Origin of the sequence: Duganella sp. 3397 (assembly GCF_031456625.1) — a bacterium.
Classification (GTDB): domain Bacteria; phylum Pseudomonadota; class Gammaproteobacteria; order Burkholderiales; family Burkholderiaceae_D; genus Rugamonas; species Rugamonas phyllosphaerae.
The window spans coordinates 680,563-704,259 of sequence record NZ_JAVDVB010000002.1 but is presented as its reverse complement, the minus strand read 5'-3'; the positions used below and the strand labels follow the sequence as shown (position 1 = coordinate 704,259).

Sequence of the window (23,697 nt, the reverse complement as noted above, 5' to 3'; positions counted from 1 at the left end):
CGAGGATGGTTATCGTCCTCGATGTCGCCAAAGCAGACTTCCGAAAAATTAAGCGCTATGTCAAAAGGGATTTCGGCGACCTGGTTTGGGACGAAGTCAATGCGGAGTTCAAAGAGTCGATCAGGAAAGTTGGACTGAACGCTGACGGCGGCAAAAACATTACCGAACTTGAGGGCGTGGGCGGGGAGAACTTCAGAATGCGTTTGGTAAGACAGACCAAGGTCGTCTATGAGTTTGATGATGAGAAGGTACTGGTTCACATGTTCATACACAGCAATATGGACTTCAGATCACATCTCTTTCAGCGACTCTTCGATATATAAAGGGGAATGCGGGATGCCTCCCGCTACCCGGGATGGTGTGCGTATAACAAAGTTCTCTCTACCCATGAATAATTTGTATACGCACCGCGCCCCAAATCAATACTCGATATACTGCGCCGTGATAACTGGACCGGGCGCCACTGGCGCCCGGTCACAGCTTGTCCGATCCTAGTTATGCGGTATTTTTTTGGGAGTTCCAGGCACTATGACCAGTTTTATCTTGAGGCTTACAAAGCAGTTTCCGACCATCGGTTTGCTGGCGCTGGCGGTTGCATCGTCGGCCAGCGCAGCCACCATCGGCGCCACCAGCCTCAATCAGTCCTGGGACTTTTACCGCGACGACGCCAAGGTCGCCGCCACTGTCGAGCAGGTGCCCGCCAATGGCTGGAGCCGCGTCAACCTGCCGCACACGGCGCGCCTGGAAGCGAAGGTGCCGGTCAATTCGTGGCAGGGCACGGCGTTCTACAAGAAGCGTTTCGACGCCAAGGTGGCGCCGGGCGAACAGGCCATCCTGCGTTTCGAAGGCGCGATGAACGTCGCCGACGTATGGGTCAACGGCAAGCACCTGGGCCAGCACCTGGGCGGCTACCTGCCGTTCTCGTATGATGTGACGCCGCACCTGAAAGCGGGCGGCGGCAATGAGCTGGTGGTGCGCATCAATAACGAAGACAACGCCATTACCGGTCCCAAGCCGCTGAAGGATCTCGACTACATCCAGTACGGCGGCATCTACCGTGACGTCACGCTCACCATCAAGCCGGCCGTGCATATCAGCGACGAGATGCTGTCCAATATCGAGGCGGGCGGCGGCATTTTCGTCACCTATCCGCAGATCGACAAGGCGTCGGCGACCGTGCGCGTGAAGGCCGAAGTGTGCAATACCGCGACCGAGCCGCGCACCGCCGAGCTGCGCCACCGCCTGCTCGGCAAAAACAGCCGCGTGGCCGACGCGACCGAGAAAGTCAGCCTGGCCGCTGGCGAGTGTCGCCACGTCACGCGCGACCTCAAGGTCGATCGTCCGCAACTGTGGTCGCCCAAGGCGCCCAACCTGTATGCGCTGGAGACCACGGTTGCCAGCAAGGGGCAATCGGACCTGGTGAAAACCCGCGTTGGCATCCGCCGCATCGAGATGAGCAAGGGCAAGCTGCTGATCAACGGCGAGCAGACCTTCCTGCGCGGCGTCAACCGCCACCAGGAATATCCATACGTCGGCTATGCGCTGTCGCCGCAGGCCGAGTACCGCGATGCGCTGCTGATCAAGCGCGCCGGTTTCGACTACATCCGCCTGTCGCACTACCCGCATTCGCCGGCGTTCATGGCCGCTGCCGATGAACTGGGCATCATGGTGGTGCCGGGCATTCCGGGCTGGCAGTACTTCAATCCCGATCCGGCCTTCACCACCCAGGTAGTAAAGACCTGTACCGACATGGTGCGCCGCGACCGCAACCACGCCAGCGTGCTGGCCTGGGAATGCTCGCTCAACGAAACCCAGATGCCGGACGCGCTGGTGGAAAAACTGCACAAGACCGTGCACACCGAGTTCCCGGGCGACCATGTCTACTCGGCCGGCTGGGTGCCGCAGACCTACGACGTGTACCTGCAAGCGCGCCAGCACCGCCTGGAGGACAAGCGCCCGCAGCCCGACAAGGCGCTGATCGTTTCCGAATACGGCGACTGGGAATACTACGCAATGAACGCGGGCTTCAACCAGACCGCCTGGGGCGACCTGAAGGCGGCCGACCGCAGCAGCCGCCAGTTGCTGGCCGACGGCGAAACCCGCCTGCTGCAGCAGGCTAAAAACCTGGCCGAATCGCACGACGACAATTTCAATACCGGCGCGGTTGCCGATGGCTACTGGGTGATGTTCGACTACGGCCGTGGCTACGCACCCGACCTGGAGTCGTCCGGCATCATGACCATCGACCGCTTGCCGAAGTTTTCCAACGAGTTCTTCCGCTCGCAGCGCAGCGCGCTGGAATCGGGCAAGTGGGGCGGTGGCCCGATGGTGTTCATCGCCAGCCACTGGGACAAGGATTCCTCGCCCAAGGTGCGCGTGTTCGCCAACACCGACGAAGTGGAGCTGTTCCTCAACGGTAAAAGCCTGGGTCGCGTGAAGAGCGCGCCCACCAAGCTGCATCCGAACCTCAAGCATCCACCGCTGGAGTTCGACGCCGGCCAGTTCGCTGCCGGTGAACTGAAGGCGGTCGCTTACCTCGGTGGCAAAAAGGTAGCCGAGCACGTGGTGCGTACCGCCAGCGAGGGCGCCAAACTGGACGTATCGGTGGATGACCTGGGCGTGAAATCGGCAACCGGCGACCTGGTGTTCATCCGCGCCAGGGTTGTCGATGCCAAGGGCAACCTGGTGGCCGGCAACGGCCAGTCGGTAAAGTTCACCGCCGGCGGCGCTTACGAGATCGTCGGTCCTGCCACCGTCACCACCGAGGGCGGCATCGCCAGCGTGCTGGTGCGCGTGGGCGCCAGCGGTGGCAAGGGCACGATCGCTGCCGATGGCGCCAATTTGCGCGGCAGCCTCTAGCAGTATGCCCCGGCGCGGTGGCGCGCACGCGTCGCTGCGTTCACTACCGGGCGACGCGCTTATGCGTTAGCATGGCGCACACGATCACTTGAAAAAAGGTAGTGTGCACATGGTTACTTTCGGACGCGGTCAAAAAGGCAAACTGGCGGACCTCGGTTGCGGCAGCAACGTGGCGGTGGACGTGGCGCTGCAGGCGCCGGGTGTCACCATCGACCTGTCGTGCTTCGGGCTCGATGCGCAAGGCAAGCTGTCCGATGACCGCTACATGGTGTTCTACAACCAGCTGGCCAGCCCCGAAGGCGCGGTGCGCCTGACGCTGTCGGCGGGCGCCGCCCGGTTCCAGCTCAACCTGGACGCCTTGCCGGCCTCGATCGAGCGGCTGGTATTTACCGGCGCGCTCGATGGTGGCGGCACCATGCGCGCCATCGCTCCCGGCAGCATCACCATCGGCGGCGCCGCCACGTTCCCCCTGGCCGGCGCCGACTTTGCCGACGAAAAGGCCGTGATCCTGGCCGAAGTCTATCGCCGCGATGGCGCCTGGCGTTTCGGCGCCGTGGGCCAGGGCTTCAACGGCGGCATGGCTGCGTTGCTGGCGCATTTTGGCGGCACCGAGGCTGCCGCAGCCGCGCCGGTCCGGGCCCCTGCGCCCGCTGATCCCGCTGCCGCACCGGCTCCGGCTCCGGCCCCAGCACCAGTCCCCGCGCCCAAAATCTCGCTGTCGAAAATCACGCTGGAAAAGCGCGGCGACAAGATCTCGCTCGAGAAGGGCGCCGCGCGCGGCTTCGGCAAGATCCGCGTCAACCTGAACTGGAACCAGCGTCCGCAGGAGCAGCAGGCCAAGACCGGCTTCTTCGCCAAGTTGACCGGCGGCGACAAGCCCAAGGGCATCGACCTCGACCTGGCCTGCCTGTTCGAGCTGCGCGACGGCACTCCGGGCGGCGTGCAGGCGCTGGGCGAAAGCTGGGGTGCATTCGACCGCCCGCCGTACATCCACCTGGCCGGGGACGATCGCAGCGGCGCGGTCAGCGATGGCGAAAACATCTATATCAATGGCGACCGCTTCGACGAAATCGGCCGCGTGCTGATCTTCAGTTTCATTTACGAGGGCGTACCGAATTGGGCCGCCACCGACGGCGTGGTACTGATCGAAGTGCCGAACCAGCCGCCAGTGGAAGTACGCCTCGACCACGGTGGCAACCAGCCGATGTGCGCAATCGCCATGATCGAAAACCAGGGCGGCAAGCTGCAGGTGACCAAGCTGGTGGACTACGTGTCCGGTGACGGCAAGATCAGCGGCCACGAGGTGCTGGGCACCAAGTACGGCTTCAAGCTGCGCTGGCGTGCTGGTTCCAAAGGGTAACTATTCTTTATGAAGTCTGTCATGGGCGTGTAACTTCCCGGCTCTAGAATGCGTGGCATTCCCACCTTTCCAGAGCCGGTCATGCCCAACCAAGTCAACCACGAACCAAGCAACGAACCAAGCAACGAACCGCAAACCAGCCGCCGCACGCTGCTGAAAATGGGCCTCGCTTCAGCCTCGACCCTGTCGGTCGGCGGCCTGCTGGCCGGTTGCGGCGGCGGCAGCGACGCGGTGAGCGCCACGCCAGCGCCGGCGCCAACGCCGACACCAGCCGCGAAAATCTCGAGCTTCGCCCTGGCCGTGCTGCCCGACACCCAGTTCTATGCGCGCTACGCCACCTCGGGCGAGAGCAACCAGTACCAGCGCCACTACGGCAACGAGCCGTTCGCCGCGCAGACCAACTGGGTGGCGCGCAACGCCCAGGCGCTCAACATCCCGTTCCTGATCCACCTCGGCGACGTGGTCGACCAGGTGGGCAAGCCGGAACAATGGAAGGTAGCCGACAGCGCCATGCAGGTGCTGGAAGTGGCCAAGCTGCCGTACTCGATTTTGGCCGGCAATCACGACGTCCTGAACGACCTCGATTACAACGGCGACCAGTCGCGCGGCACCGACGCCCAGCGCGTGCTGGCCAACGAGCCTTACCTGCAATGGTTCGGTGCGCGCCGCGCCCAGCGCCAGGCCACCTTCGGTGCGCGCGATCCGAGCGGCTTCCACGAGTACCACATCTTCACCGCGCAGGACCAGCGCTTCCTGGTGCTGTCGCTGTCGTGGCGCATCTCGGACGCTGGCATCGCCTGGGCGCGCAAGGTTATCACCGACAATCCGACGCTGCCGGTCATCCTGGTCAACCACCAGCTGATGAATATCTCCCCGGACGCGGTCACGCCGCTGGAAACCGACTACGGCAAGATGTTGTGGGAAAAGCTGATCCGCGATAACGACCAGATTTTCATGACACTGAACGGCCACCACCACGGCGCCGCGCGCCTGACCAAGACCAACAATTTCGGCAACCCGGTCGAAGAAATGGTGGTCGATTACCAGATGGCCTACCAGGGCGGCAACGGCTTGATGCGCCTGTACGAATTCGATCTGACCAACAAGCAGATCAAGGTGCTGTCGTTCTCGCCATGGGTGCCGATGAAACCGGCCGACACGCTCAATGCCTTCGACCGCGCGGTGCTTACCGAAGCCAACCAGGCCTTCACCATCGATATCGATTTTGCCAAGCGCTTTGCGCGCTTCAATCCCACCTTCGGCGTGGGCCAGGCCACGGTGGCGTCTTCGCTGGTGGAGCAGGCCAGGGCGATGGTACTGAAGGGTTACACGGAACCGGCGGTGGTCGAACCGGTGGTGCCCAAGGATGCCGACGATTATCCGAAAGTGGCATCGACGGTGGCGCACTGGCGCTTCTTCGGCGGCGCCGACGGCGCGGCCGTGGCGCCGGGCACCCGGATTGCCGACGTCACCGGCGCCAACCCGCTGGTGCGCGATGCGCTCAATGTCAACGGCGTGAAAAATGCCGAAGCGGGCGACATCGTCTGGAGCACCGACCGCCACCGCCTGTCGTCGGCGCCCGGTTCGGTCAGCTTCATCAACACCGACAAGAACTTGCCGCGCCTGAGCTACTTCGTCACCGACGCGGCGGCCGCGATCAACGCCCAGACCTTTGCCACCACCGGCTACACCATCGAGGCCTTCATCAAGATCAACCCGGCCTGGGTCAATTCGAAGCACGCTTGGATGAACATCATGACGCGCGACGGCAAGCGCGGCGACCTGGCAGGCTTTAACGGTGGCGATGCCGAATCGCCGCCGCTGCTGTTTGCCATCTCCAGCCTGCGCGAAGTGCAGTGGGAGGTCGTACCCGATGTGAGCGGCGCGCGCGGCGGGCTGGCCAGCTGGTCGGGCGAGATCATCGCCGGCACCTGGGTCCATGTCGCCATCGTCAACGACCCGGTCACGCACGACACGGTAATGTACGTGGAAGGCGCACCGGTGCTGCGCAACAGCAGCAACGTGGTTGGGCTGGCGACGCTGTCGGCCCGGTCGCCGTGGGTGGTGGGGGGCGGTTCGTGGGATGGCGAGCGCGCCGACGGGTTCTTCGGCAATATCGGCGAGATCCGCGTGGCGTCCGGTGCATTGAAGCCGGCGCAGTGGCTGACTGCGCGGCGATCCTGATCTACAACTCGGCCAAACCGCGACGTGTGCGCGCCGCCTGCTCCCGTACCGCATCGAGCACCGGCCCGTCCATGCGTTTGAGCTGCTGGTACACCATCCCCAGCCGGTGATTACCCGCCAGCCGCTCCCGGTTGCGGTCGAAAAAATCCCAGTACAGCGCGTTGTACGGACACGCGCGCTCACCGGTGCGGGCCTTTTTATCGTAGTGGCACCCCTTGCAGTAATCGCTCATCTTGTCGATATACGCCGCGCTCGAGACATACGGCTTGGTCGCCAGCAGCCCGCCGTCGGCAAACTGGCTCATGCCCAGCGTGTTGGGCAGTTCCACCCATTCGAAGGCGTCGATGTACACGCCGAGGTACCAGCCGTGCAGCGCCTGCGGCGACAGGCCGGCCAACAGCGAGAAATTCCCGATCACCATCAGGCGGTTGATGTGGTGCGCGTGCGCATGCTCGAGCGACTGGCCAATCGCCGTGGCCAGGCAGCGCATGCGCGTGTCGCCCGACCAGAACCAGTGCGGCAGCGGTTCCTGGTGGCCGAAGGTGTTCAGCTGATCGTAGCCGGGCATGCGATGCCAGTACACGCCGCGCACATATTCGCGCCAGCCGAGGATTTGCCGCACATAGCCTTCCACCGCCGCCAGCGGCGCCGCGCCGTCGGCAAGCGCCTGCACCACGCGGTCCACCACTTCGTACGGCGCGATCATCTTGACGTTCATGGCGAACGACAGCAGCGAGTGGAACAGGCGCCAGGCCTTGAAGCTCATCGCGTCCTGGTACTGGCCGAAATGGGGCAGGGCGTGCTGGACGAAGCGTTCCAGCTGCGCCAGCGCTTCCTCGCGGTTCAGCGGCCAGCGCAGGTCGGCCGCATTCGGCGCGCCAAAGCTGGCTGCACCCGATGCCTCGATCGTCGCCCACAGCGCACTGTGGTCGTGCGAGGCGCGCAGATCGGCCGGTTCCCACGGTATGCCTTTCCAGGCTGCGCGGTTGTCGTGGTCGAAGTTCCACTGGCCGCCCGCCGGTTTGCCGGTGTCCGAGACCAGCACCTTGTGGCGCAGCCGCATGTGGCGGTAGAAGTGTTCCATCACCCAGCTGGCGCGGCCGTCGAACAACTGCGCCGCTTCGTGGCGGGCGGTGTAGAAATGTTCGGTGTCTGCCATCGCGCAGGGGATGGGCAAAGCGGCGGCGTAGTCGGCCAGTTGACGGTCGAGACGGTACTCGTCGGGCGCCTGCCAGCAAAATTCGCCGGCCTGGTAGTGCGCCAGCAGCCGGTCCAGGTTGGCCGGCAGCGACTGCAGGTTGTCGGCATCGTCGATGGCCAGGTAGTGCACGCGGTGGCCGGCGTTGCGCAGGCGCCGTGCGAAATCGCGCATGGCGGCAAAGATGGCGATGATTTTTTGCGCGTGGTGCAGCACGTAGTCGGTTTCCTGCCGCACTTCCATCAGCACGAACACCACGCCGGGGTCCGGCGTGTTGAACCAGCTGTGCTGGCAACTGAGCTGGTCGCCCAGCACCAGCTTGAGCGTGGTTGCCGCCGTGCTCAAGATGTCAGGCGCGGCCCAGGACCGAGGCGGCCGCCATCAGCTCGTCAATCAGCGCCAGCGAGCTTTTGCCCGACAGCGCGTGCGGATTGAACTCGGGCAGCGCCGAGTAGCGCAGCAGGGTGCCGGGATTGAGCTTGTTCAGGTTGACCTGGCCCATGGTCCAGCCGGAATAGCGGCGCTCGCAGATTTCTTCGTAGTGCAGCAGGATGGCGTCGGTATGGCGCGGGTCGCGCAGGATTTTGGCGTACAGCGCGTTGACCTGGTCGCGACCACCTTCGATCACTTGCAGGTACAGGCGTTCGCTGTGGCATAGCACCCCGGTGATGCCCTGCCTGGGGTTGTTGCTGTGCGACTGCTGCATGATGGCGGTGATGCTGCCCGCAGGCGTTTCTTTGGCGGCGTGGCTGGCGTACAGAAGGCGGACGAGCATGCGGATCTCCTGGAGATTAACGTTTGATGAGCGAGAGGAACTCGCGGCGCAGCGCCGGGTCCTTGAGGAAGGAGCCGTGCATCACACTGTTGATCATACGCGCGTCCATGTCCTTGACGCCGCGCCACTGCATGCAAAAGTGGTCCGCTTCCATGATCACGGCCAGGCCGTCCGGCTGCATTTTTTCCTGCAGCAGGTCGGCCAGCTGCACCACGGCTTCTTCCTGGATTTGCGGGCGGCTCATGATCCAGCTGGCCAGGCGTGCATATTTCGACAGGCCGATCAGGTTCGAGTGCTGGTTGGGCATCACGCCGATCCACACCTTGCCGATCACCGGGCACAGGTGATGCGAGCAGGCGCTGCGCACCGTGATCGGACCGATGATCATCAACTCGTTGAGGTTGGCGGCGTTGGGGAATTCGGTCACCGGCGGCATGTCCACGTAGCGCCCGCCGAACACCTCGGTCATATACATCTTGGCCACGCGGCGCGCGGTGTCCTGGGTATTGTGGTCGCTCACGGTGTCGATCACCAGGCTCTCGAGCACCTTCTGCATATGGCCGCTCACTTCATCGAGCAGCTGATCGAGCTCGCCCGGTTCGATATAGGCGGCGATGTTGTCGTTGGCGTGGAAGCGGGTCTTGCTGGCCACCAGCCGCGCGCGGATGCGTTCGGAGGCAGTGGTGGTGACAGGCAGGTATGCCGGTTGCGGCTCGGTGGTCATGCGGAATCCAATCAAAAAATTAAAAGTGCTACCGGGGCGGCAGCGGCAGGCCTTCGGCATAGGCCAGCCGTTCCAGCGCCTGTTCCATCAGCATGCGGGCGTGCCCGGCGCTGCGCGCCAGGTCCTGGTGCAGCGCGGCGTCGGAGGCGTTGCGGCTCACGCATTGGGCGCTGTACCGCTCGAAGCTGGTCAACATCAGCAGTATATCCGCCAGGTGGCGCGGGCATTCGCATTCGATGGTGGTGGAGATGGCGGCCAGTTCGGCCAGCTGCTGGTCAGTCAGGCGGCGTGGCTCGGCCGGTGTGACCGGTGGCGCGGGCGGACGGCCGCCGCCGGCAAAGGCAGTGGCGCACAGCAGCGCCACTTCGGCGGCGTCGGACGGCGCCCGGGCCACCAGGCAGTCCTGTTCGCGCAGGCGGCGCACGGTGGCGCTGTCGCAAAAACGGTAGAGCACCACCACCGCGCGCACCTGCAATGCTGCGCGCGTAGACATGACCAGCGGCAGGGCATCGGCGTTCATCTCGGACGCTTCGATCAGCAGCAGGTCGGCGGCCGTGCCGGCCAGCGCTTGCGGCGCCTGTTCGAGGTGCTGGCAACTGGCCACGATGTCGAGCACGGGCGCGGTGCGCACCGCCGCCAGCTGGCGCGTGAGGGCGCCGCCAGCCACGGCCAGGCGCAACAGGCGCGGTTCGTTTTCCGCCGGTGGCGCCACCCCGGTCAGCGCCAGCAACTCGTCGGTGTCCAGCCGCGCCACGGTGGAAATCGCATGGCCCTGGTCCACCGCGCGCTTGAGCAGGCCGAGGCGGCGCACCTGTTCGGACGAATACAGGCGCTGGCCGCGCGGCGAGCGGCCGGCGTCGGACACGCCGTAACGCCGCTCCCACACGCGCAGCGTCTCTACCGGCAGGCCGGCCAGGCGCGCAGCCACGCCGCTGCGGTAGCCGGCGCCGGTGCTGGTCGAATTGTCGTCGGAGTCTGCCACGGTGGTCCTTGTTGATCGATGGCCGCATTTTAACAGTTTCATGAATGTGAGCCAGTTTGTCCCGGTATTGAACCGCTTTATGGGGCTATACAGGCGTATGACGCGTCAATCGGGTCAGTATACTGGGACATCGATAGAACATGCAACCAAGGAGTTCAACATGATAGCTACCCGACCAAACATCGCGGTGATCGGCGCGGGCCTGGCCGGCCTGTCGTGCGCGCGCCATTTACAGGACGCCGGCTACCGCGTAACGGTATTCGACAAGGCGCGCGGTCCTGGTGGGCGCATGAGCACGCGCCGGGGTGACGACTGGCAGTGCGACCACGGCGCCCAGTATTTTACGGTGCGCGACAACCGTTTCCGCGACGAGGTGGCGCGCTGGGAGACCGCTGGTGTGGCGGCGCTGTGGGAACCGAGGCTGGCCGTGCTGGAGGCAGATGGCAGCGTCGCGCGCAAAGCGCCCGACAGCACCGCGCGCTTCGTCGGCGTACCGCGCATGAGCGCACCGGCCGGCTGGCTGGGGGCCAATCTGCGGGTGCACAGCGGCTACACCATCGTCGACATGCAGCACGACCGCGCCGGCTGGCGCCTGCACAGCAAGGAACACGGCGTGCACGACGACCGCTACGACGCCGTGGTGCTGGCGATCCCGGCGCCGCAGGCCACCGTGCTGCTGCAGCCCCTGCTGCCGCTCACCGCCCGGCAAACCGCCACCGACATGCTGCCTCGCTGGACCCTGATGCTGCGCTACCGCACGCCCGGAATCCGCTTTGCGCCCGGCTACGATGCCGCTTTCGTCAACCACGGGCCACTCGGCTGGATCGCCCGCGACGGTTCCAAGCCCGGCCGGCAGGGCAGCGAGACGTGGGTGTTGCAGGCCACTGCCGGCTGGAGCGCGCAGCACCTGGAAGACGACAGCGACAGCGTGATCGCCGCGCTGCTGGCCGCGTTTGCGGCGCTGGGCGCGCCGCCGCCTGACGAGGTGACTGCGCACCGCTGGCGGTATGCCAGGGCCGGGGGCCAACAGGACAACGCGCAAGCGATCCAGCAAAACCACGTGGACGAAGACGGTGAACCCGCAGTGCTGCGCGAGGCCATCTGGCTGCCGGCGGTACGGGTGGGCGTATGCGGCGACTGGCTGGCCGGCGGCCGCGTGGAAGACGCATGGCTCAGCGGCCGGACGCTGGCGGCGCAGGTGCTCGCCAGCATGGCCTGCGCCGCATCTTCTTGACGCACAGGATTACCCCTACAGCCTCGCGATCACCGCCAGCAGCGCATCGAGGTCGAGCGGCTTGACAAAATAATGGTCGAAGCCGGCCGCCTTGGAGATCTCGCGGTCTTCGCGGCGGCCATAGCCGGACACCGCCACCAGCGTGGCGTGCTTGCTGGCGCCCAGCATGCGCAGGCCGCGCGCCAGGTCGTTGCCGTTCAGGTCGGGCAGGCCGATGTCGAGCAGGCATAGTTGCGGTTCGAGCCGCTGCGCCGCCTCCAGCCCGCCGTGCGCGGTATGCGCCACCACCACCTCGTGGCCTGCCGCTTCGAGCAGCAGTTGCAGCGTTTGGGCGGCATCGACATTGTCGTCCACCACCAGCACGCGCAGCAGCGAACCGGTGGCGCTGACTGGCTTGGTCGCCACTGGCACCACTTGCGCTTCGGTGGCCGGCAGCACGATGGAAAACGTGCTGCCCTGGCGTTCGCCGCCACTGTCCACCGTCACCGTGCCGCCGTGCAGTTCCACCAGCATTTTCACCAGCGCCAGTCCCAGTCCCAGGCCACCCTCGGAGCGGTCGGAGCTGCGGTCGGCCTGGGCGAACAGTTCGAACACGCGGCCGCGCAGTTCGTGCGACATGCCGATGCCGTTGTCGCGCACCTGCAGCCGCACATTGCCTTCGTCCTCCTGCACCCGTAGCACGATCTCGCCACCGCTGGGCGTGTACTTGGCGGCGTTGTTGAGCACATTGACGAGCACCTGCACCAGCCGCTTGTGGTCGCCCATCACCTGCAATGGCTGTTCCGGCATCACCAGTTCGAAGCGGTGCTGGCGTGCGCGCATCATGGGTTCGGCCTGTTCCACGGCGTCCGCCACGACGGCAGCCACGTTCAATGGCGCGCGCGTGATCGTCACCAGTCCGCGGGTGACGCGCGAAACGTCCAGCAGGTCGTCGATCAGGCGCGTCATGTGGTTCACCTGGCGCACGATGATGTCGGCGGTGCGGTCCACGGCGGCCGGCGAGGCGTTGCCGCTGCGTAGCAGCTGGGCGCCGGCGCTGATCGGCGCCAGCGGGTTGCGCAGCTCGTGCGCCAGCATGGCCAAAAATTCGTCCTTGCGCTGGTCGGCCAGGCGCAGCTGCGCCTCGGCTTTCAGGTGCTGGCGCTCCTTGTCCTGCAAGGCGGCGGCCATGGCGTCGAGCGCGCGCGCCAGTTCGCTGATTTCTTCCTTGCCGTAAGCGATGCCACTGCGCGCGCCCAGCGATCCGGAGGCGATGCTGTTGGCGGTGGTGGCCAGCATTTTCACGCGGCGCAGCACCAGCACGTCGCCCACGAACCACGCGGCCAGCATGGCCAGCACCAGCGTCACGGCCAGCGCCAGCAGGTCCATCACCTGGTCGCGGCGGGCCACGGCGGTAATGTCCGCCACCGGGATGCCGATGGTGACGGTGTAGTCGGTCAGGCCGTTGTTGCCCACGCGGGCGAAGCGGTGCAGCCGCTCCACGCCATCGGGGCCGGTGAGCTGCACCGGTTTGCCCGGCTCGCCCGCCATGGCGGCGCGCAGCTCGGGCCAGACCGGCTTGCCGAACCACTGCTCCGGGTTCGGCTTGCGGGCGATGATCTTGCCTTCCGAGTCAGCCGTCATCAGCACCGAGCCCGGTGGCAGCTGGATGTCGGCGACAAAGCGATCGAGCTTGGTCAGGTCCATGGCGGCAAACACCACGCCGCGCACCTGCTCGTCGTCGTCGAGGATGGGGTAGGTGAGGTTGACCGTGTGCTTCTGGATCACGCGGCCGAAAATATAGCCGCCGGCGACGAAGCGCTTGAGATGCACGGCGCGCCGGAAGTGCGAACGGTCGCGCAGGTTGACCTGTCCCGACGACGGGATCGCGGTGCAGTTGACGTCGCCGTTCAGCTGGATCACGCCAAAGTTGGCGTAGTCGCCGTTCTGGCGCTGGATGCTGTCGAGCAGGTTGTTGCAGCGGGCCTGGTCTTTCATCAGGTCGGGCACACTGGCCAGGTCGCGCAGGATCTGGCGCGCGCTTTCGATCGACTGCGCTTCGTTGGCGGCGGCCAGGTTGGTCAGGCGTTGCAGGTTTTCCTCGGCCACGCTGATGGCGTGGTCATGCTCGCGGATGCCGCTGATGATGGTCATCACGGCGATCGGGGCGATTGCCAGCGCCACCAGCAGCAGCAGGCGTCCGCGCAGGCTGTTGAGGCTGAAGAGCAGGAACGCCATCGTTCAACGGCCGCCGTGGCGCTGGTTGCCGAATGCGATGATGGCCTGCACGCCGCGCCGCAAGGTGGCGACGTCGTCGGCGATGAAGCCGATGCGCAGGTAGCCGGGTACGCCCAGGGCGTCGCCGGGCATCACCGCCACCGCGTGTTCGGCCAGCAGCTGCTCGGACGCAGCCACCGTGTCCAGTCCCAGCGGCGCGACGTCGAGCCACAGGTACGGGCCCGAGGCCGGTGTGCGCACTGTCAGCCAGGGCAGGTTGGCGGTCAGGTCCAGCACCAGGTCGCGCCGCGCGCGGTAGTCGGCCAGCATGGCCTTCGACTCGGGCGTGTCGTCCGATTCGAAGGCGGCCGCCAGCGCCAGCTGGATCAGCATCGGCGCGGCGGCGGTGATCGGTCCCTGCACGGTTTCCATGGCTGCCACCAGTGGCGCCGGGGCTACTGCGAAACCGGCGCGCCAGCCCATCATGGCATAGCTTTGCGACGCCGAGAACAGCGTGACCACACCCAGCTCGCGCCAGTCGGGGCGCGCCGCCAGGCTGTGGTGGGCGCCGTCGAATACCAGTTTTTCGTAGCTCTCGTCGACGATGGCGCGGGTGCCGGTCTTGCGCAGCCAGGCGGCGATGCACGCGAGTTCCGTGGCCGACAGCAGGGCGCCGGTGGGGTTGTGCGGATTATTGAGGATCAGGATCCTGGCCGGTGGCAGGCTGTCGAGCAGCTCGGTGGTGATCTGGCTCGGCAGATCGACCAGGATCGGCTTGAGGCCCAGCAGTTCGCTGGTGGCCACGTACGCCGGCCAGTATGGCTTGAAAATGATCACCGCGTCACCCGGATCGGCCATCACGTACAGCGCCTGGTACAGCGCCTGCTTGGCGCCGTTGGTGACCAGGATGTCGGCTGGCGCGGCGTCGATGCCGTTCTCGCGCCCGACCCGGGCGGCCAGCCGGGCGCGCACGCCGGCGTCGCCACCGACTGCGGTGTAGGGCAGGGCGGGGCGCTGCAGCGCCTCGTGCATGGCAGCGAGGACGGCGGGCGGTGCGGGGAAATGCGAGATGGCGATGGAAAAATCGATGACGTGCTCACCGCGGTCCTTCATGGCGTCCACCCGGCCGTGCATGGCGGTGGTGGCGAGTGGTCGGGACTTCGCGATGCGACGGGAAATTTCCATAGTGATCAATGACTTATGCGGTTAGGTAATAAGTATATTACGTAAATAGCTGTGCGGCATCTACTGATGGCAGACTATCTTGTCGGATGGTATCCTAACCGGCTAAATTCGTAAGGAGTTGTATGCCGTACCCAACACACGCACCAAAAATCGCCCTGGCCGTCGCGCTGGGATTGACAAGCGCCGCCCTTCCGGCACTCGCCAACGCGCAGGACATCATCAAGATCGGCCACGCGGCCGGCACCTCCGGCACCGCCGCCCACCTGGGCAAGGACAATGAAAACGGCGCCCGGATGGCGGTCGAAGAACTCAACGCCAAGGGCGTGGTCATCGGCGGCAAGAAGTACAAGATCGTGCTGCAGGCCGAGGACGATGGATCCGATCCCAAGCAGGGCACGGCCGTGGCGCAAAAACTGGTCGATGCCAAGGTCAATGGCGTGATCGGCCACCAGGTATCGGGCACCACCATCCCGGCGTCGCGCATTTACTTCAATGCCGGCATTCCGCAGATCTCGCCGTCGGCCAGCAATCCGCAGTACACGCGCCAGCGCTTCGCGTCGGCGTTCCGCAATATCGCCAACGACGAGCAGCAGGGGGCGGCGCTGGCGCGCTACGCGCTGCAAAACGTCAAGGCCAGGCGCATCGCCGTGATCGACGATCGCACCGCCTACGGCAAGGGTCTTGCCGATGAATTTTCCAAAAATATCAAGCGCCTGGGACCGGCGGCTGGCGCGGCCATCGTCAGCACCCAGTACACCACCGACAAGGCCACCGACTTCAACGCCATCCTGACCACGGTCCGGGCCACCAAGCCCGACCTGGTGTTCTACGGCGGCATGGATGCGGTAGCTGCGCCGATGCTGCGCCAGATGAAGCAGCTGGGCTTCCCGGTCAAGTTCATGGGCGGCGACGGCATGTGCTCGGACTCGGTGCCGCGCCTGGCCGGCGACGGCATGAACGACGACCAGGTTTTATGCGCAGAAGCGGGCGGCGTGGCGCCGGCGCAGGAAAAGGCGCTGACCGATTTCAAGGCCGCGTACAAGAAGCGTTTTGGCGTGGAGGTGCAGACCTATGCGCCGCAAACCTACGACGCCTTGATGACCATGGTCGATGCGATGCAGCAGGCCGGCTCGCCCGACCCGGTCAAGTATTTGCCTTACCTGGCGAAGATCCACCACAAGGGCGTGACCGGCGATATCTCGTTCGATGCGCGCGGCGACATCAAGGATGGGGCGCTGACCATCTTCACGTTCCAGAAGGGCAAGCGCGTAAAAGTCGCGGTGGTGAAGTAATCGTGGAGATATGAAAAACGCCCGGCGGCTGTGAAGCCCCGGGCGTTTTTTTATCCGTCAAGCGCCGGGCGGGCCAAAGCCGCCGGGACCGGGACCGCCAGGTCCGCCCGGACCACCGGGACGCGGACGGAAGCCGCCTTCACCCTCGCTACGGTTGCTGTTGACCCCACCGAAGCGGTACGACAGGCCCACGTAAAACACGCGGCCGTCGAAGCGGCGCGTGCTGGTTTCGCGCAGCGTGGTGCTGTTGACGATGGTTTCCATCTTGTTGCGGTCGAAGATGTCGGTGACGTTGGCCACCAGGTTCCACTGGCTGCTCAAAGCATGGCGCACGCTCATATTGACGGTATTGTTGGGCGAGCGGTAGCCCTGGCCCGACAGCGTTTTGCCCTGCATTTGCAGCGCCAGTTGCACTTGCGTGGCGGTGGTCATCTGCCAGTTCAGGCGCGCGCGGCCGCTGAGCGAATTGGCGGTGCGGCTGGTGATGACGCCCGCTTCATCCTGCGAGCGCTGCTGGCTGCGCATCAGGTTGCCGCTGGTATTGAGCGTGAGCGTGGGCGTGAGCTTGCCGCTGACGGTAAATTCCAGGCCGCTCGAGTGGCTGCCTTCGCCGTTCTGGCGCGTGGTGAGCAGCACGTTGTCGGCGATGAAGTAGCGGTAGTCGACGATGGCGTCGGTGTCGCGGCGGTAGTAGCCGCGCAGGTTGGTCTCCAGGCCGCCGAACTTGGTCTCGTAACCGACCTCGAACGAATCGGTCTTGGTCGGTTTCAGGTCCGGGTTGCCGGATGAGACGTTGAACTCGTCGCGGTAGGTCACGTACGGATTGAGATCGTTGGCCTGCGGACGGCGCAGGCGGCGCGCGTAGGCAAAGCGCAGATTGGCGTCGTCCGAGACCTTATAGGTCGCGAACATGCTCGGAATGAAGTTGATGTAGCTGTTCTTTGCCTCGATGCCGCTGGTGACCTGGTGGATGTCCATGTCGGTGTGCTCGGTGCGCACGCCGCCCAGCAGGCCCCAGCGCTCGGACAGGCGCATCTGGTAGGTCCCGTAGAGGGCCAGCACGGTTTCCTCGATATCGAAGCGGTTGGTGCGCGACGGATTGATGATCGCGATATTCGTGACCGGGTCGATGTCGGTGTAGAGCGTGTCGAAATTGTTCGTGGTGCGCGCCACCTTGTAGCCGACATTGGTGGTGCCGCCCCACAGCGGCCGGCTGTAGTCGCCGGTGAAGTCGATCACGCGCGTGCTGGTGTCGCTGTGCTGGAATGCGCGCGGGTCGGTGCGGCCGAAGTTGTCGGCGCCGGTGGCGTAGTCGCTGGCGTAGCTGGTGTCGCTGTCGTTTTCGGATGCCGACACGCGCAGGTCGATCTTGAGGGTTTCGCCGGGCAGTTCGCCCTTGTGGTCGTAGCGCGCGCCCCAGCCGAAGTTTTTGGCGTCGCCGCTGCGCGCGGTGTTGCGAACGTAGTCGTTGGCGGGCTTGAAGCCGGTGGCGCCGTTCACATAGTGTTCGGTCGAGCGCTGGTCGTTGCCGCGCCCCATGAACGATGCGCTGCCGGTCAGCGTATCGGACTGGTTCATATTGTAGCTGACGGTGCCGTTGGCGCCGACCATGTCGTTGAGGCCCTTGCTTACCGCATCCTGGGTGCTGGGCACGTACTGGCCGGTGCGCGGATCGAGCCGCTCGCGGGTCACCTCGGACGTGGAATTACGGCCGTCATGGCGTACATTGAGGCCGCCCTGGAAGCCCCAAAGTCCCTCGTTGTAGCTGCCGTTGACGGCACTGTTGTAGCGCCCCTCGGTACCGGCGTTGGCGTTGACCGAGCCGAAACCGCCAGGTTTGCGGTTGCGGCGCATGACCAGGTTCAGGATCGGACCGCCGCCACCCTCGTTGCCGAACTGCGCGCCGGGGTTGTTGATCACTTCCACCGATTCGATATCGTCGGCTGGCATCGCTTGCAGCGCCGCGCCGCGGTTCTCGCCCTGCAGCATGGCCGACGGTTTGCCATCGATCATGATCTGCACATTGCTGCTGCCGCGCAGCGACACCGTGCCATCGGGATCGACCGCCACCGACGGCACGTTGTTCAAGGCGTCGGCAGCGGTGCCGTTGGTGCTCGAGACATCGGACTTGACATCGTACACCTGGCGGTCGATGCGGTTGGTGGGGCGCTCTGCCGCCACCGTCACCGATGGCACCACCTGCGCCTCGTCGGCCTTGACGGCGCCGGGCTTGGCCCCCGGGGCGGCCGCTGGCGCGGCGGTGGTCTGGGCCAGCGCACACATGGGCGACGTCAGCAGGGAGCAGGTCAGGAGAATCTTTTGCATGGGGGAAGTAAATGATGAAAGTAAGCCAATGCGGCTATTTTACAGAAGCAATGCCTTAATACTTGCCATTTACAATACTTTACTTAGGTGAAGCTGGTGTGAAGTTTGTATCCTGGGAGCTAAAATACCGGAAAGGAGATTCAACCATGGCACAAGGATTTGCCCGCATCGGGCGCGACATGTATTCCACCGAGATCGAGGTGGGTGGACACAAGCTGATTGGCGACGAACCGCCACGCAACGGCGGCCAGGACGCGGGACCGGCGCCTTACGATTTTTTACTCGCGGGCCTGGGCTCGTGCACGGCGATCACGCTGCGCATGTACGCCGACCGCAAGCAGTGGCCGCTGGAGGCGGTGCAGGTGGACCTGCACCTCAAGCGCAGCGATGACGGTACCGTCATCACCCGCACCTTGCACCTGACCGGCGCGCTCGATGCGGAACAGGTGGCGCGGCTGGCCGATATCGCCGAGCGCACGCCGGTGACGATGACGCTCAAAACCGGCGCCCGTATCGATACCACTGTTGCATGACAATCCCGTTGCAAATCGTGACTACCGGTTAAGCCGCGCGGTGTGCTGGCGCACAGTGCATTGTTAACCGGTTGGCTACTCTGGCCATAGATCCACACCACCAGAGAGTCCCCCATGAAAGCCCCGTCAGCCCCGCAGAGCAAACAAATCACCACCTTGCTGCGCAAGGTATTCGGCATCGAAGCTTTGCGCGATGGCCAGCGCAACGTCATCGACAGCGTGCTGGCCGGTCACGACACGCTGGCCGTCATGCCTACCGGCAGCGGCAAATCGCTGTGCTACCAGTTGCCGGCGCGGCTGCTGCAAGGGCTCACGGTGGTGGTCTCGCCCCTGATCTCGCTGATGAAGGACCAGGCCGAAAAGCTCGAGGAAGCCGGCATCGCCAGCGCTGCGCAAATCAACAGCAGCCTGTCGCGCGCCGACGAACTGGCGGCGCTCGAAGGCATCGAGAGCGCTGCCCACGACATCGTGTTCTGCACCCCGGAGCGCCTGATCACGCCGGACTTCCTGGCGTTACTGAAGGACAGCGATATCGCACTGGTAGTGATCGACGAGGCCCATTGCATCTCGCAGTGGGGCCACGATTTTCGCCCCGCCTACCTGGAAATCGGCGCTGCCCTGGAAGCGCTTGGGCGTCCGCAGGTGCTGGCGCTCACCGCCACCGCCACTGATGACGTGATCAAGGATATCCGCACCCAGCTGGGCCGTCCGCGCATGGCCGTGGTCAACACCGGCATCTACCGTCCCAATCTGCACTACCGCGTCAAGCAGGTCACCAACCCGTCCGAAAAGACGGCGGAGGTGCTGGAGCTGGTGCGCAGCACCGAAGGCGTGGGCATCATCTACGCCGCCACCGTCAAGGCGGCCGAGGAAATGCATGCGCAACTCAAGGATGCCGGCGAAAGCGTGGCGATCTACCACGGCAAGCTGCGCGCCGGCGAGCGGGTGGAAAACCAGAATCTGTTCATGAGCGGCGAGCGCCGCGTGATGGTGGCCACCAACGCGTTCGGCATGGGCATCGACAAGCCGGACACGCGCTTCGTGATCCACTTGCAGGTGCCGGCCAACCTGGAAGCGTATTACCAGGAGTCGGGCCGGGCGGGGCGCGATGGACACGACGCCGAATGCACGCTGCTGTACTACCACGCCGACAAGCGCCTGCAGCAGTTCTTCCTGGTCAAGCACTATCCGCAAGCCGAGGAACTGCGCGCGGTGTATGAAGCTGCCCGCCAGGCTGTGGCCAGCAACGAGCGCGCCGCGTTTACCGAGGCCGACCTGAAGCCCAGGCTCGAACACATCTCGGCCAGCCAGCTGAAAATCTGCCTGAAGATGCTCAAGGACGGCAAGCTGCTCAAGCGCAGCCGCAAGCTCGATTATTCACTGGCCAAAACCGAACCGAAGGCCGCGCAGTACGAAGAGATGGCGCGGGTGTACGCCGACAAGCACGAGCGCGACCGCGAGGGACTCGAGCAAATGGTCGGCTATGCCCAGAGCGGCTACTGCCGCTGGAAGCTGCTGCTCGATTATTTCGGCGACGCTGCGCCCGGCTTCGAGCAGTGCTGCAAGTGCGATAACTGCCTGTCGCCGCCGGCGATCCAGCTGTCGTCGTTCGACCAGCCCATCGAGCTGGCTACCGCGGCGGACATCGATACGGCCATCGATACGGCCACTGAGCCGGGCGTGCCCCCGCTCGGCACGGGCGCATTGCCTGAACTGGCTCCTGCGCCGCTGGTGGCCGCCGCCAGTGCTATGGCATTACCTCGAACAGCAGGAACTGCGTAACCTGTTTGTCATTGAAGTTATCGTCCGAAACCAGTACCAGGCTGGCGTGGCCGTTGGCCAGGCGCGGGCCGAAGGCCATGCCTTCGAGGTTGTCCACCCGTCGCAGGCCGGCCTGATTCAGGTCCAGCACCAGGCGCTTGGTCATCACCGTGTAGCTGGCGCCGGCCAGCGTGGCCAACTGCGCGATATCGGTGGCGCCGGCGGTCTCCACCTCGTAAAGGCGCACGTAATTGCGATAGCGGCCTTTATCGTTCTGCACGCCCGCACGTTCCAGCACCAGCATGCGGGTATCGGACAGCGCCATAATTTCCGAGATGCCGTTGTCGGCGTTTTTGCCCTTGCCCGGCGCTGCCGGAATCGGCTCCAGCGCGTAGGCGTACTGGCCCAGCACCGTGCCGTCGCGGGCGAAGCGGGTAATACGGCTGATCGCGCCGTGTGCTGGCGTGGGCGCCGGACCGTCCTGGTACAACGGCCCTTCCAGCGCCACCCAGAGCGACGCGCCGTCGGGCGTAAAACTCATGCCTTCGAAAGCCTGGTTGTTGCGCGGGCCGCTGCTCTGGTCCACTGCCACGTCGAACAGCGGCGGCAGCGGCAACTCGTAGCGCAGGCTGCCGTTGGCGTCGGCCTGGCGCACGAAGGGATTGAGCTTGAGCGTGACATCGCCTTCGCTGCCGTACCAGATCGCGCCATCGCGCGGATCGACGCGCAACGTTTCCAGGTCGGCCACGGCGCCGCCCCGGCGCGCGAACGTCTTCTTCGATGGATACGCGGAGCCATCGGCCTGCAACAACGTGGTCACACCAGTCAAGGCGACTCGCCGAAACGACTGCTGGTCGTAGTCGAGCCTGGCGCGGTAGTAGCGCGCCGGATTATGCTCGGAGCGGTCGTCGCAGATCAGTACCCATTCGCCGCGCGCGGCGTCGTAGTCGATGCCCGACAGGCCGCCCACCATCGTGCCTCTGTACCGCTGGCGCCACGGCAGCCGTTGTTCGCCGATCAGGCGCAGCGAGGTGATCGATTCCGGCGTGCGCGTCGATGCAGATACCGGTGCGGCGGCCAGCGTTTCGGCGCTGGCGTGGGAGCTCAGCAACAGCAAAAATGGCAAGCTGGCGGCGGCGAGGGCGGTGCGAACAGGGGAGGGCAGGACGGCCATGACATTGCTCAGGTCGGGAAAGCGTGCAGTATAGCGGCCCCGGTGGTGCCTGTCAGGCCTTCGCTGTTGACGCTTCCAGATCTTCCAGCTCGTCTTCGCGGCTCCAGGCCGGGAACGGATCGACGTAGGTTATCCAGGCGGCGGCGCCGGCGGCCAGTTCGCGGTCGGTCAGCACGCAGCGGCGGAAGGCGGCTTCCAGGGCCGGCCGATCCAGGTCCGCGCCGATGAAGACCAGTTCGTTCTGGCGATCGCCGAACGGCTCCACCCAGGCCGCTTCAATGCCATCGGGGTCGGCGTCGCCCACCGGCGGCCAGTTGGCGCGGTCGCTGGCGGCCCACCACTGGCCCACCGGCTCTACCGACGCAATGCGGCCGGCACGCGAATAGGCCACTGCCCAGTCAGGGCGGCTGGCAAACCAGATATAGCCCTTGGCGCGTATCAGGCCCGGCAGCGCCAGGTCGAGAAACTCGTTGAAGCGCTGCGGGTGCAGCGGACGGCGTTCGCGCAAGACGAAGCTGGCGATACCGTATTCCTCGGTTTCCGGCGTGTGGATGCCGGCCAGTTCGCGCGCCCACCCGGCCATCTGGCTGGCCCGGTCAAGGTCGAATTTGCCGGTGCCCAGGATCTCGTGCAGCGGCACCCGGCCTTGCTCTGCCAGCACCATTTTGGCGGTAGGGTTGAGCGCCTTGATCACCGCGCGTACCGCGCCCATCTGCTCGATGGTGACCAGGTCGGTCTTGCTGACCACGATCACGTCGGCAAACTCGATCTGCTCCGACAGCAGCGCGGCCAGGGTGCGGTCGTCGCCTTCACCTGCGCTCTGGCCGCGCTGGGCCAGGAAGTCGGCGCAGTTGTAATCATTGAGCAGGTTGACGGCATCGACCACGGTGACCATGGTGTCGATGCGGGCCACATCGTTGAGCGAGGCGCCGTCTTCGTCGGCAAAGTCGAACGTGGCGGCCACCGGCATCGGCTCGCCCACGCCGGTCGATTCGATCAGCAGGTAGTCGAAGCGGTTTTCCGCCGCCAGCTTGCGCACCTCCAGCAGCAGGTCTTCGCGCAGCGTGCAGCAGATGCAGCCGTTGCTCATCTCCACCATCTTCTCTTCGGTGCGCGACAGCGCGGCGCCGGCATTTTCCGTGCCGTGGCGCAGCAGCGACGCATCGATATTAACTTCGCTCATGTCGTTGACGATCACCGCCACGCGCAAGCCTTCGCGATTGGCCAGCACGTGGTTGAGCAGGGTGGTCTTGCCGGCGCCGAGAAAGCCGGAAAGAACGGTAACGGGCAGGCGCACATCGGCCAGTGGTTGGGGAAGGGTGGTCATAGCGGTCCTTAAATGCAATCGAGTTGCATCATAAGTCCGATTGATCGTTAATGCAAGCTTGTTGCATTAGCGTGGATCGTGCGCGGCTATTTTTTGGTGGCGCAGTGCGGGCAGGTGCCCTTGATCAGGAAATCCATTTCCTGGCTCTGGAAGCCGCTGGGCAGCTTGATCGTGCGCGGCAGCGGCACGTCGGTAAAGCAGGTGACTTCTTCGCAACGGGTGCACTGGAAGTGCGCATGTTCGTGCGAGTGATGACCGGCGCCGGCGCGAAAACGCCAGACCTGGTCGGCGCCCGCGATGCGGTGCACCAGTTCGTTCTCAGTCAGCCATTCGAGCACCCGGTACAGGGTAACCGAATCGAGCGCCTCGTCCGGCAGCAGGGCCTGGATATCGTGGTGGGTCAGCGACTTTTCCTGTCCCATCAAAAACTCGAGCACGGTCACGCGCTGGCGCGTGACGCGGGCGCCGGTCGCGCGTATCAGTGTTTCGGCCTGGTCTGAGGTGGATGTTTGCATCCGCGTATGTTACCACGGCTGCGCTGCAGCTATGGCAAGGTGGCTGGACGCGCGGTACCGAAAAATAGTCATC

The 23,697-nt window shown here is 64.9% G+C and carries 18 protein-coding genes; 8 read left to right on the top strand and 10 right to left on the bottom strand.

Going from position 1 to position 23,697, the window contains the following annotated elements; translation table 11 throughout:
* Positions 1-5 precede the first annotated feature (5 nt).
* The 4 genes from J2X54_RS07600 to J2X54_RS07585 all read left to right on the top strand — a co-directional run bounded on the left by J2X54_RS07600 (position 6) and on the right by J2X54_RS07585 (position 6,403).
* Positions 6-323, top strand: coding sequence for a type II toxin-antitoxin system RelE/ParE family toxin (locus J2X54_RS07600; RefSeq protein ID WP_310179567.1), 318 nt, complete (start codon positions 6-8; stop codon positions 321-323).
* Between the two features lie 205 nt (positions 324-528).
* Positions 529-2,859 carry a glycoside hydrolase family 2 TIM barrel-domain containing protein gene (locus J2X54_RS07595; RefSeq protein ID WP_310179566.1) on the top strand — a complete coding sequence of 777 codons (2,331 nt, stop codon included), beginning with the start codon at positions 529-531 and terminating at the stop codon, positions 2,857-2,859.
* A 109-nt stretch (positions 2,860-2,968) separates the two neighbouring features.
* Complete coding sequence (locus J2X54_RS07590) at positions 2,969-4,219, top strand: TerD family protein (protein ID WP_310179565.1); 1,251 nt, start codon at positions 2,969-2,971, stop codon at positions 4,217-4,219.
* Positions 4,220-4,300: 81 nt separating this feature from the next.
* The gene (locus J2X54_RS07585) at positions 4,301-6,403 is read left to right on the top strand and encodes a LamG-like jellyroll fold domain-containing protein (protein WP_310179564.1); all 2,103 of its coding nucleotides are present in this window, start codon (positions 4,301-4,303) and stop codon (positions 6,401-6,403) included.
* A 1-nt stretch (position 6,404) separates the two neighbouring features.
* Here the strand turns inward: J2X54_RS07585 and J2X54_RS07580 are convergent, their stop codons facing one another.
* Genes J2X54_RS07580 through J2X54_RS07565 form a run of 4 tightly spaced genes read right to left on the bottom strand, consistent with a single transcriptional unit; the run spans position 6,405 to position 10,082 of the window.
* On the bottom strand, positions 6,405-7,946 hold the full coding sequence (locus J2X54_RS07580) for a cryptochrome/photolyase family protein (protein WP_310179563.1): 1,542 nt from the start codon (positions 7,944-7,946) through the stop codon (positions 6,405-6,407).
* A gap of 4 nt (positions 7,947-7,950) precedes the next feature.
* A complete protein-coding gene (locus J2X54_RS07575; protein WP_070247689.1) occupies positions 7,951-8,376 on the bottom strand; it encodes a BLUF domain-containing protein in 426 nt (141 codons plus the stop codon).
* Between the two features lie 16 nt (positions 8,377-8,392).
* The gene (gene folE / locus J2X54_RS07570; protein WP_310179562.1) at positions 8,393-9,100 is read right to left on the bottom strand and encodes a GTP cyclohydrolase I; all 708 of its coding nucleotides are present in this window, start codon (positions 9,098-9,100) and stop codon (positions 8,393-8,395) included.
* A gap of 28 nt (positions 9,101-9,128) precedes the next feature.
* Positions 9,129-10,082 carry a MerR family transcriptional regulator gene (locus J2X54_RS07565; RefSeq protein ID WP_310179561.1) on the bottom strand — a complete coding sequence of 318 codons (954 nt, stop codon included), beginning with the start codon at positions 10,080-10,082 and terminating at the stop codon, positions 9,129-9,131.
* 160 nt (positions 10,083-10,242) lie between these two features.
* Between J2X54_RS07565 and J2X54_RS07560 the strand changes: the two genes are divergently transcribed.
* Positions 10,243-11,316: an FAD-dependent oxidoreductase gene (locus J2X54_RS07560; RefSeq protein ID WP_310179560.1), complete on the top strand. Its 1,074-nt coding sequence runs from the start codon at positions 10,243-10,245 to the stop codon at positions 11,314-11,316.
* A gap of 15 nt (positions 11,317-11,331) precedes the next feature.
* Here J2X54_RS07560 and J2X54_RS07555 read toward each other — a convergent pair whose 3' ends face one another.
* Both J2X54_RS07555 and J2X54_RS07550 read right to left on the bottom strand, forming a co-directional pair.
* Positions 11,332-13,533: an ATP-binding protein gene (locus J2X54_RS07555; RefSeq protein ID WP_310179559.1), complete on the bottom strand. Its 2,202-nt coding sequence runs from the start codon at positions 13,531-13,533 to the stop codon at positions 11,332-11,334.
* Positions 13,534-13,536: 3 nt separating this feature from the next.
* Entirely contained in the window at positions 13,537-14,697 is a 1,161-nt protein-coding gene (locus J2X54_RS07550) for an aminotransferase class I/II-fold pyridoxal phosphate-dependent enzyme (protein WP_310179557.1), read from the bottom strand.
* A gap of 122 nt (positions 14,698-14,819) precedes the next feature.
* On the opposite strand from J2X54_RS07550, the gene J2X54_RS07545 reads away from it, so the two are divergent.
* A complete protein-coding gene (locus J2X54_RS07545; protein WP_310179556.1) occupies positions 14,820-15,989 on the top strand; it encodes a branched-chain amino acid ABC transporter substrate-binding protein in 1,170 nt (389 codons plus the stop codon).
* Between the two features lie 57 nt (positions 15,990-16,046).
* On the opposite strand, the gene J2X54_RS07540 is transcribed toward J2X54_RS07545, so the two are convergent.
* Positions 16,047-18,314, bottom strand: a complete 2,268-nt coding sequence (locus J2X54_RS07540; RefSeq protein WP_310179555.1) for an outer membrane beta-barrel family protein — start codon at positions 18,312-18,314, stop codon at positions 16,047-16,049.
* A 146-nt stretch (positions 18,315-18,460) separates the two neighbouring features.
* Here J2X54_RS07540 and J2X54_RS07535 point away from each other — a divergent pair, with 146 nt between their 5' ends.
* Positions 18,461-18,847: an OsmC family protein gene (locus tag J2X54_RS07535; protein ID WP_070247696.1), complete on the top strand. Its 387-nt coding sequence runs from the start codon at positions 18,461-18,463 to the stop codon at positions 18,845-18,847.
* Positions 18,848-18,961: 114 nt separating this feature from the next.
* Complete coding sequence (locus tag J2X54_RS07530; protein WP_310179553.1) at positions 18,962-20,629, top strand: ATP-dependent DNA helicase RecQ; 1,668 nt, start codon at positions 18,962-18,964, stop codon at positions 20,627-20,629.
* Here the strand turns inward: J2X54_RS07530 and J2X54_RS07525 are convergent.
* The 3 genes from J2X54_RS07525 to J2X54_RS07515 form a co-directional block, all read right to left on the bottom strand.
* Positions 20,595-21,782 (bottom strand): esterase-like activity of phytase family protein, encoded by a 1,188-nt coding sequence (locus J2X54_RS07525; protein ID WP_310179552.1) that lies wholly within the window; start codon positions 21,780-21,782, stop codon positions 20,595-20,597. The two genes, J2X54_RS07530 and J2X54_RS07525, sit on opposite strands and share 35 nt — an antisense overlap.
* 52 nt (positions 21,783-21,834) lie before the next feature.
* A complete protein-coding gene (locus J2X54_RS07520; protein ID WP_310179551.1) occupies positions 21,835-23,109 on the bottom strand; it encodes a GTP-binding protein in 1,275 nt (424 codons plus the stop codon).
* Between the two features lie 86 nt (positions 23,110-23,195).
* Complete coding sequence (locus tag J2X54_RS07515; RefSeq protein WP_310179550.1) at positions 23,196-23,624, bottom strand: transcriptional repressor; 429 nt, start codon at positions 23,622-23,624, stop codon at positions 23,196-23,198.
* Positions 23,625-23,697: the final 73 nt, after the last annotated feature.

Coding starts and splice junctions, on each gene's coding strand:
- J2X54_RS07600 (WP_310179567.1), top strand. CDS start 6: ATGGTTATCGTCCTCGATGTCGCCAAAGCAGACTTCCGAAAAATTAAG.
- J2X54_RS07595 (WP_310179566.1), top strand. CDS start 529: ATGACCAGTTTTATCTTGAGGCTTACAAAGCAGTTTCCGACCATCGGT.
- J2X54_RS07590 (WP_310179565.1), top strand. CDS start 2,969: ATGGTTACTTTCGGACGCGGTCAAAAAGGCAAACTGGCGGACCTCGGT.
- J2X54_RS07585 (WP_310179564.1), top strand. CDS start 4,301: ATGCCCAACCAAGTCAACCACGAACCAAGCAACGAACCAAGCAACGAA.
- J2X54_RS07575 (WP_070247689.1), bottom strand. CDS start 8,376: ATGCTCGTCCGCCTTCTGTACGCCAGCCACGCCGCCAAAGAAACGCCT.
- folE (WP_310179562.1), bottom strand. CDS start 9,100: ATGACCACCGAGCCGCAACCGGCATACCTGCCTGTCACCACCACTGCC.
- J2X54_RS07560 (WP_310179560.1), top strand. CDS start 10,243: ATGATAGCTACCCGACCAAACATCGCGGTGATCGGCGCGGGCCTGGCC.
- J2X54_RS07555 (WP_310179559.1), bottom strand. CDS start 13,533: ATGGCGTTCCTGCTCTTCAGCCTCAACAGCCTGCGCGGACGCCTGCTG.
- J2X54_RS07550 (WP_310179557.1), bottom strand. CDS start 14,697: ATGGAAATTTCCCGTCGCATCGCGAAGTCCCGACCACTCGCCACCACC.
- J2X54_RS07545 (WP_310179556.1), top strand. CDS start 14,820: ATGCCGTACCCAACACACGCACCAAAAATCGCCCTGGCCGTCGCGCTG.
- J2X54_RS07540 (WP_310179555.1), bottom strand. CDS start 18,314: ATGCAAAAGATTCTCCTGACCTGCTCCCTGCTGACGTCGCCCATGTGT.
- J2X54_RS07535 (WP_070247696.1), top strand. CDS start 18,461: ATGGCACAAGGATTTGCCCGCATCGGGCGCGACATGTATTCCACCGAG.
- J2X54_RS07530 (WP_310179553.1), top strand. CDS start 18,962: ATGAAAGCCCCGTCAGCCCCGCAGAGCAAACAAATCACCACCTTGCTG.
- J2X54_RS07525 (WP_310179552.1), bottom strand. CDS start 21,782: ATGGCCGTCCTGCCCTCCCCTGTTCGCACCGCCCTCGCCGCCGCCAGC.
- J2X54_RS07520 (WP_310179551.1), bottom strand. CDS start 23,109: ATGACCACCCTTCCCCAACCACTGGCCGATGTGCGCCTGCCCGTTACC.
- J2X54_RS07515 (WP_310179550.1), bottom strand. CDS start 23,624: ATGCAAACATCCACCTCAGACCAGGCCGAAACACTGATACGCGCGACC.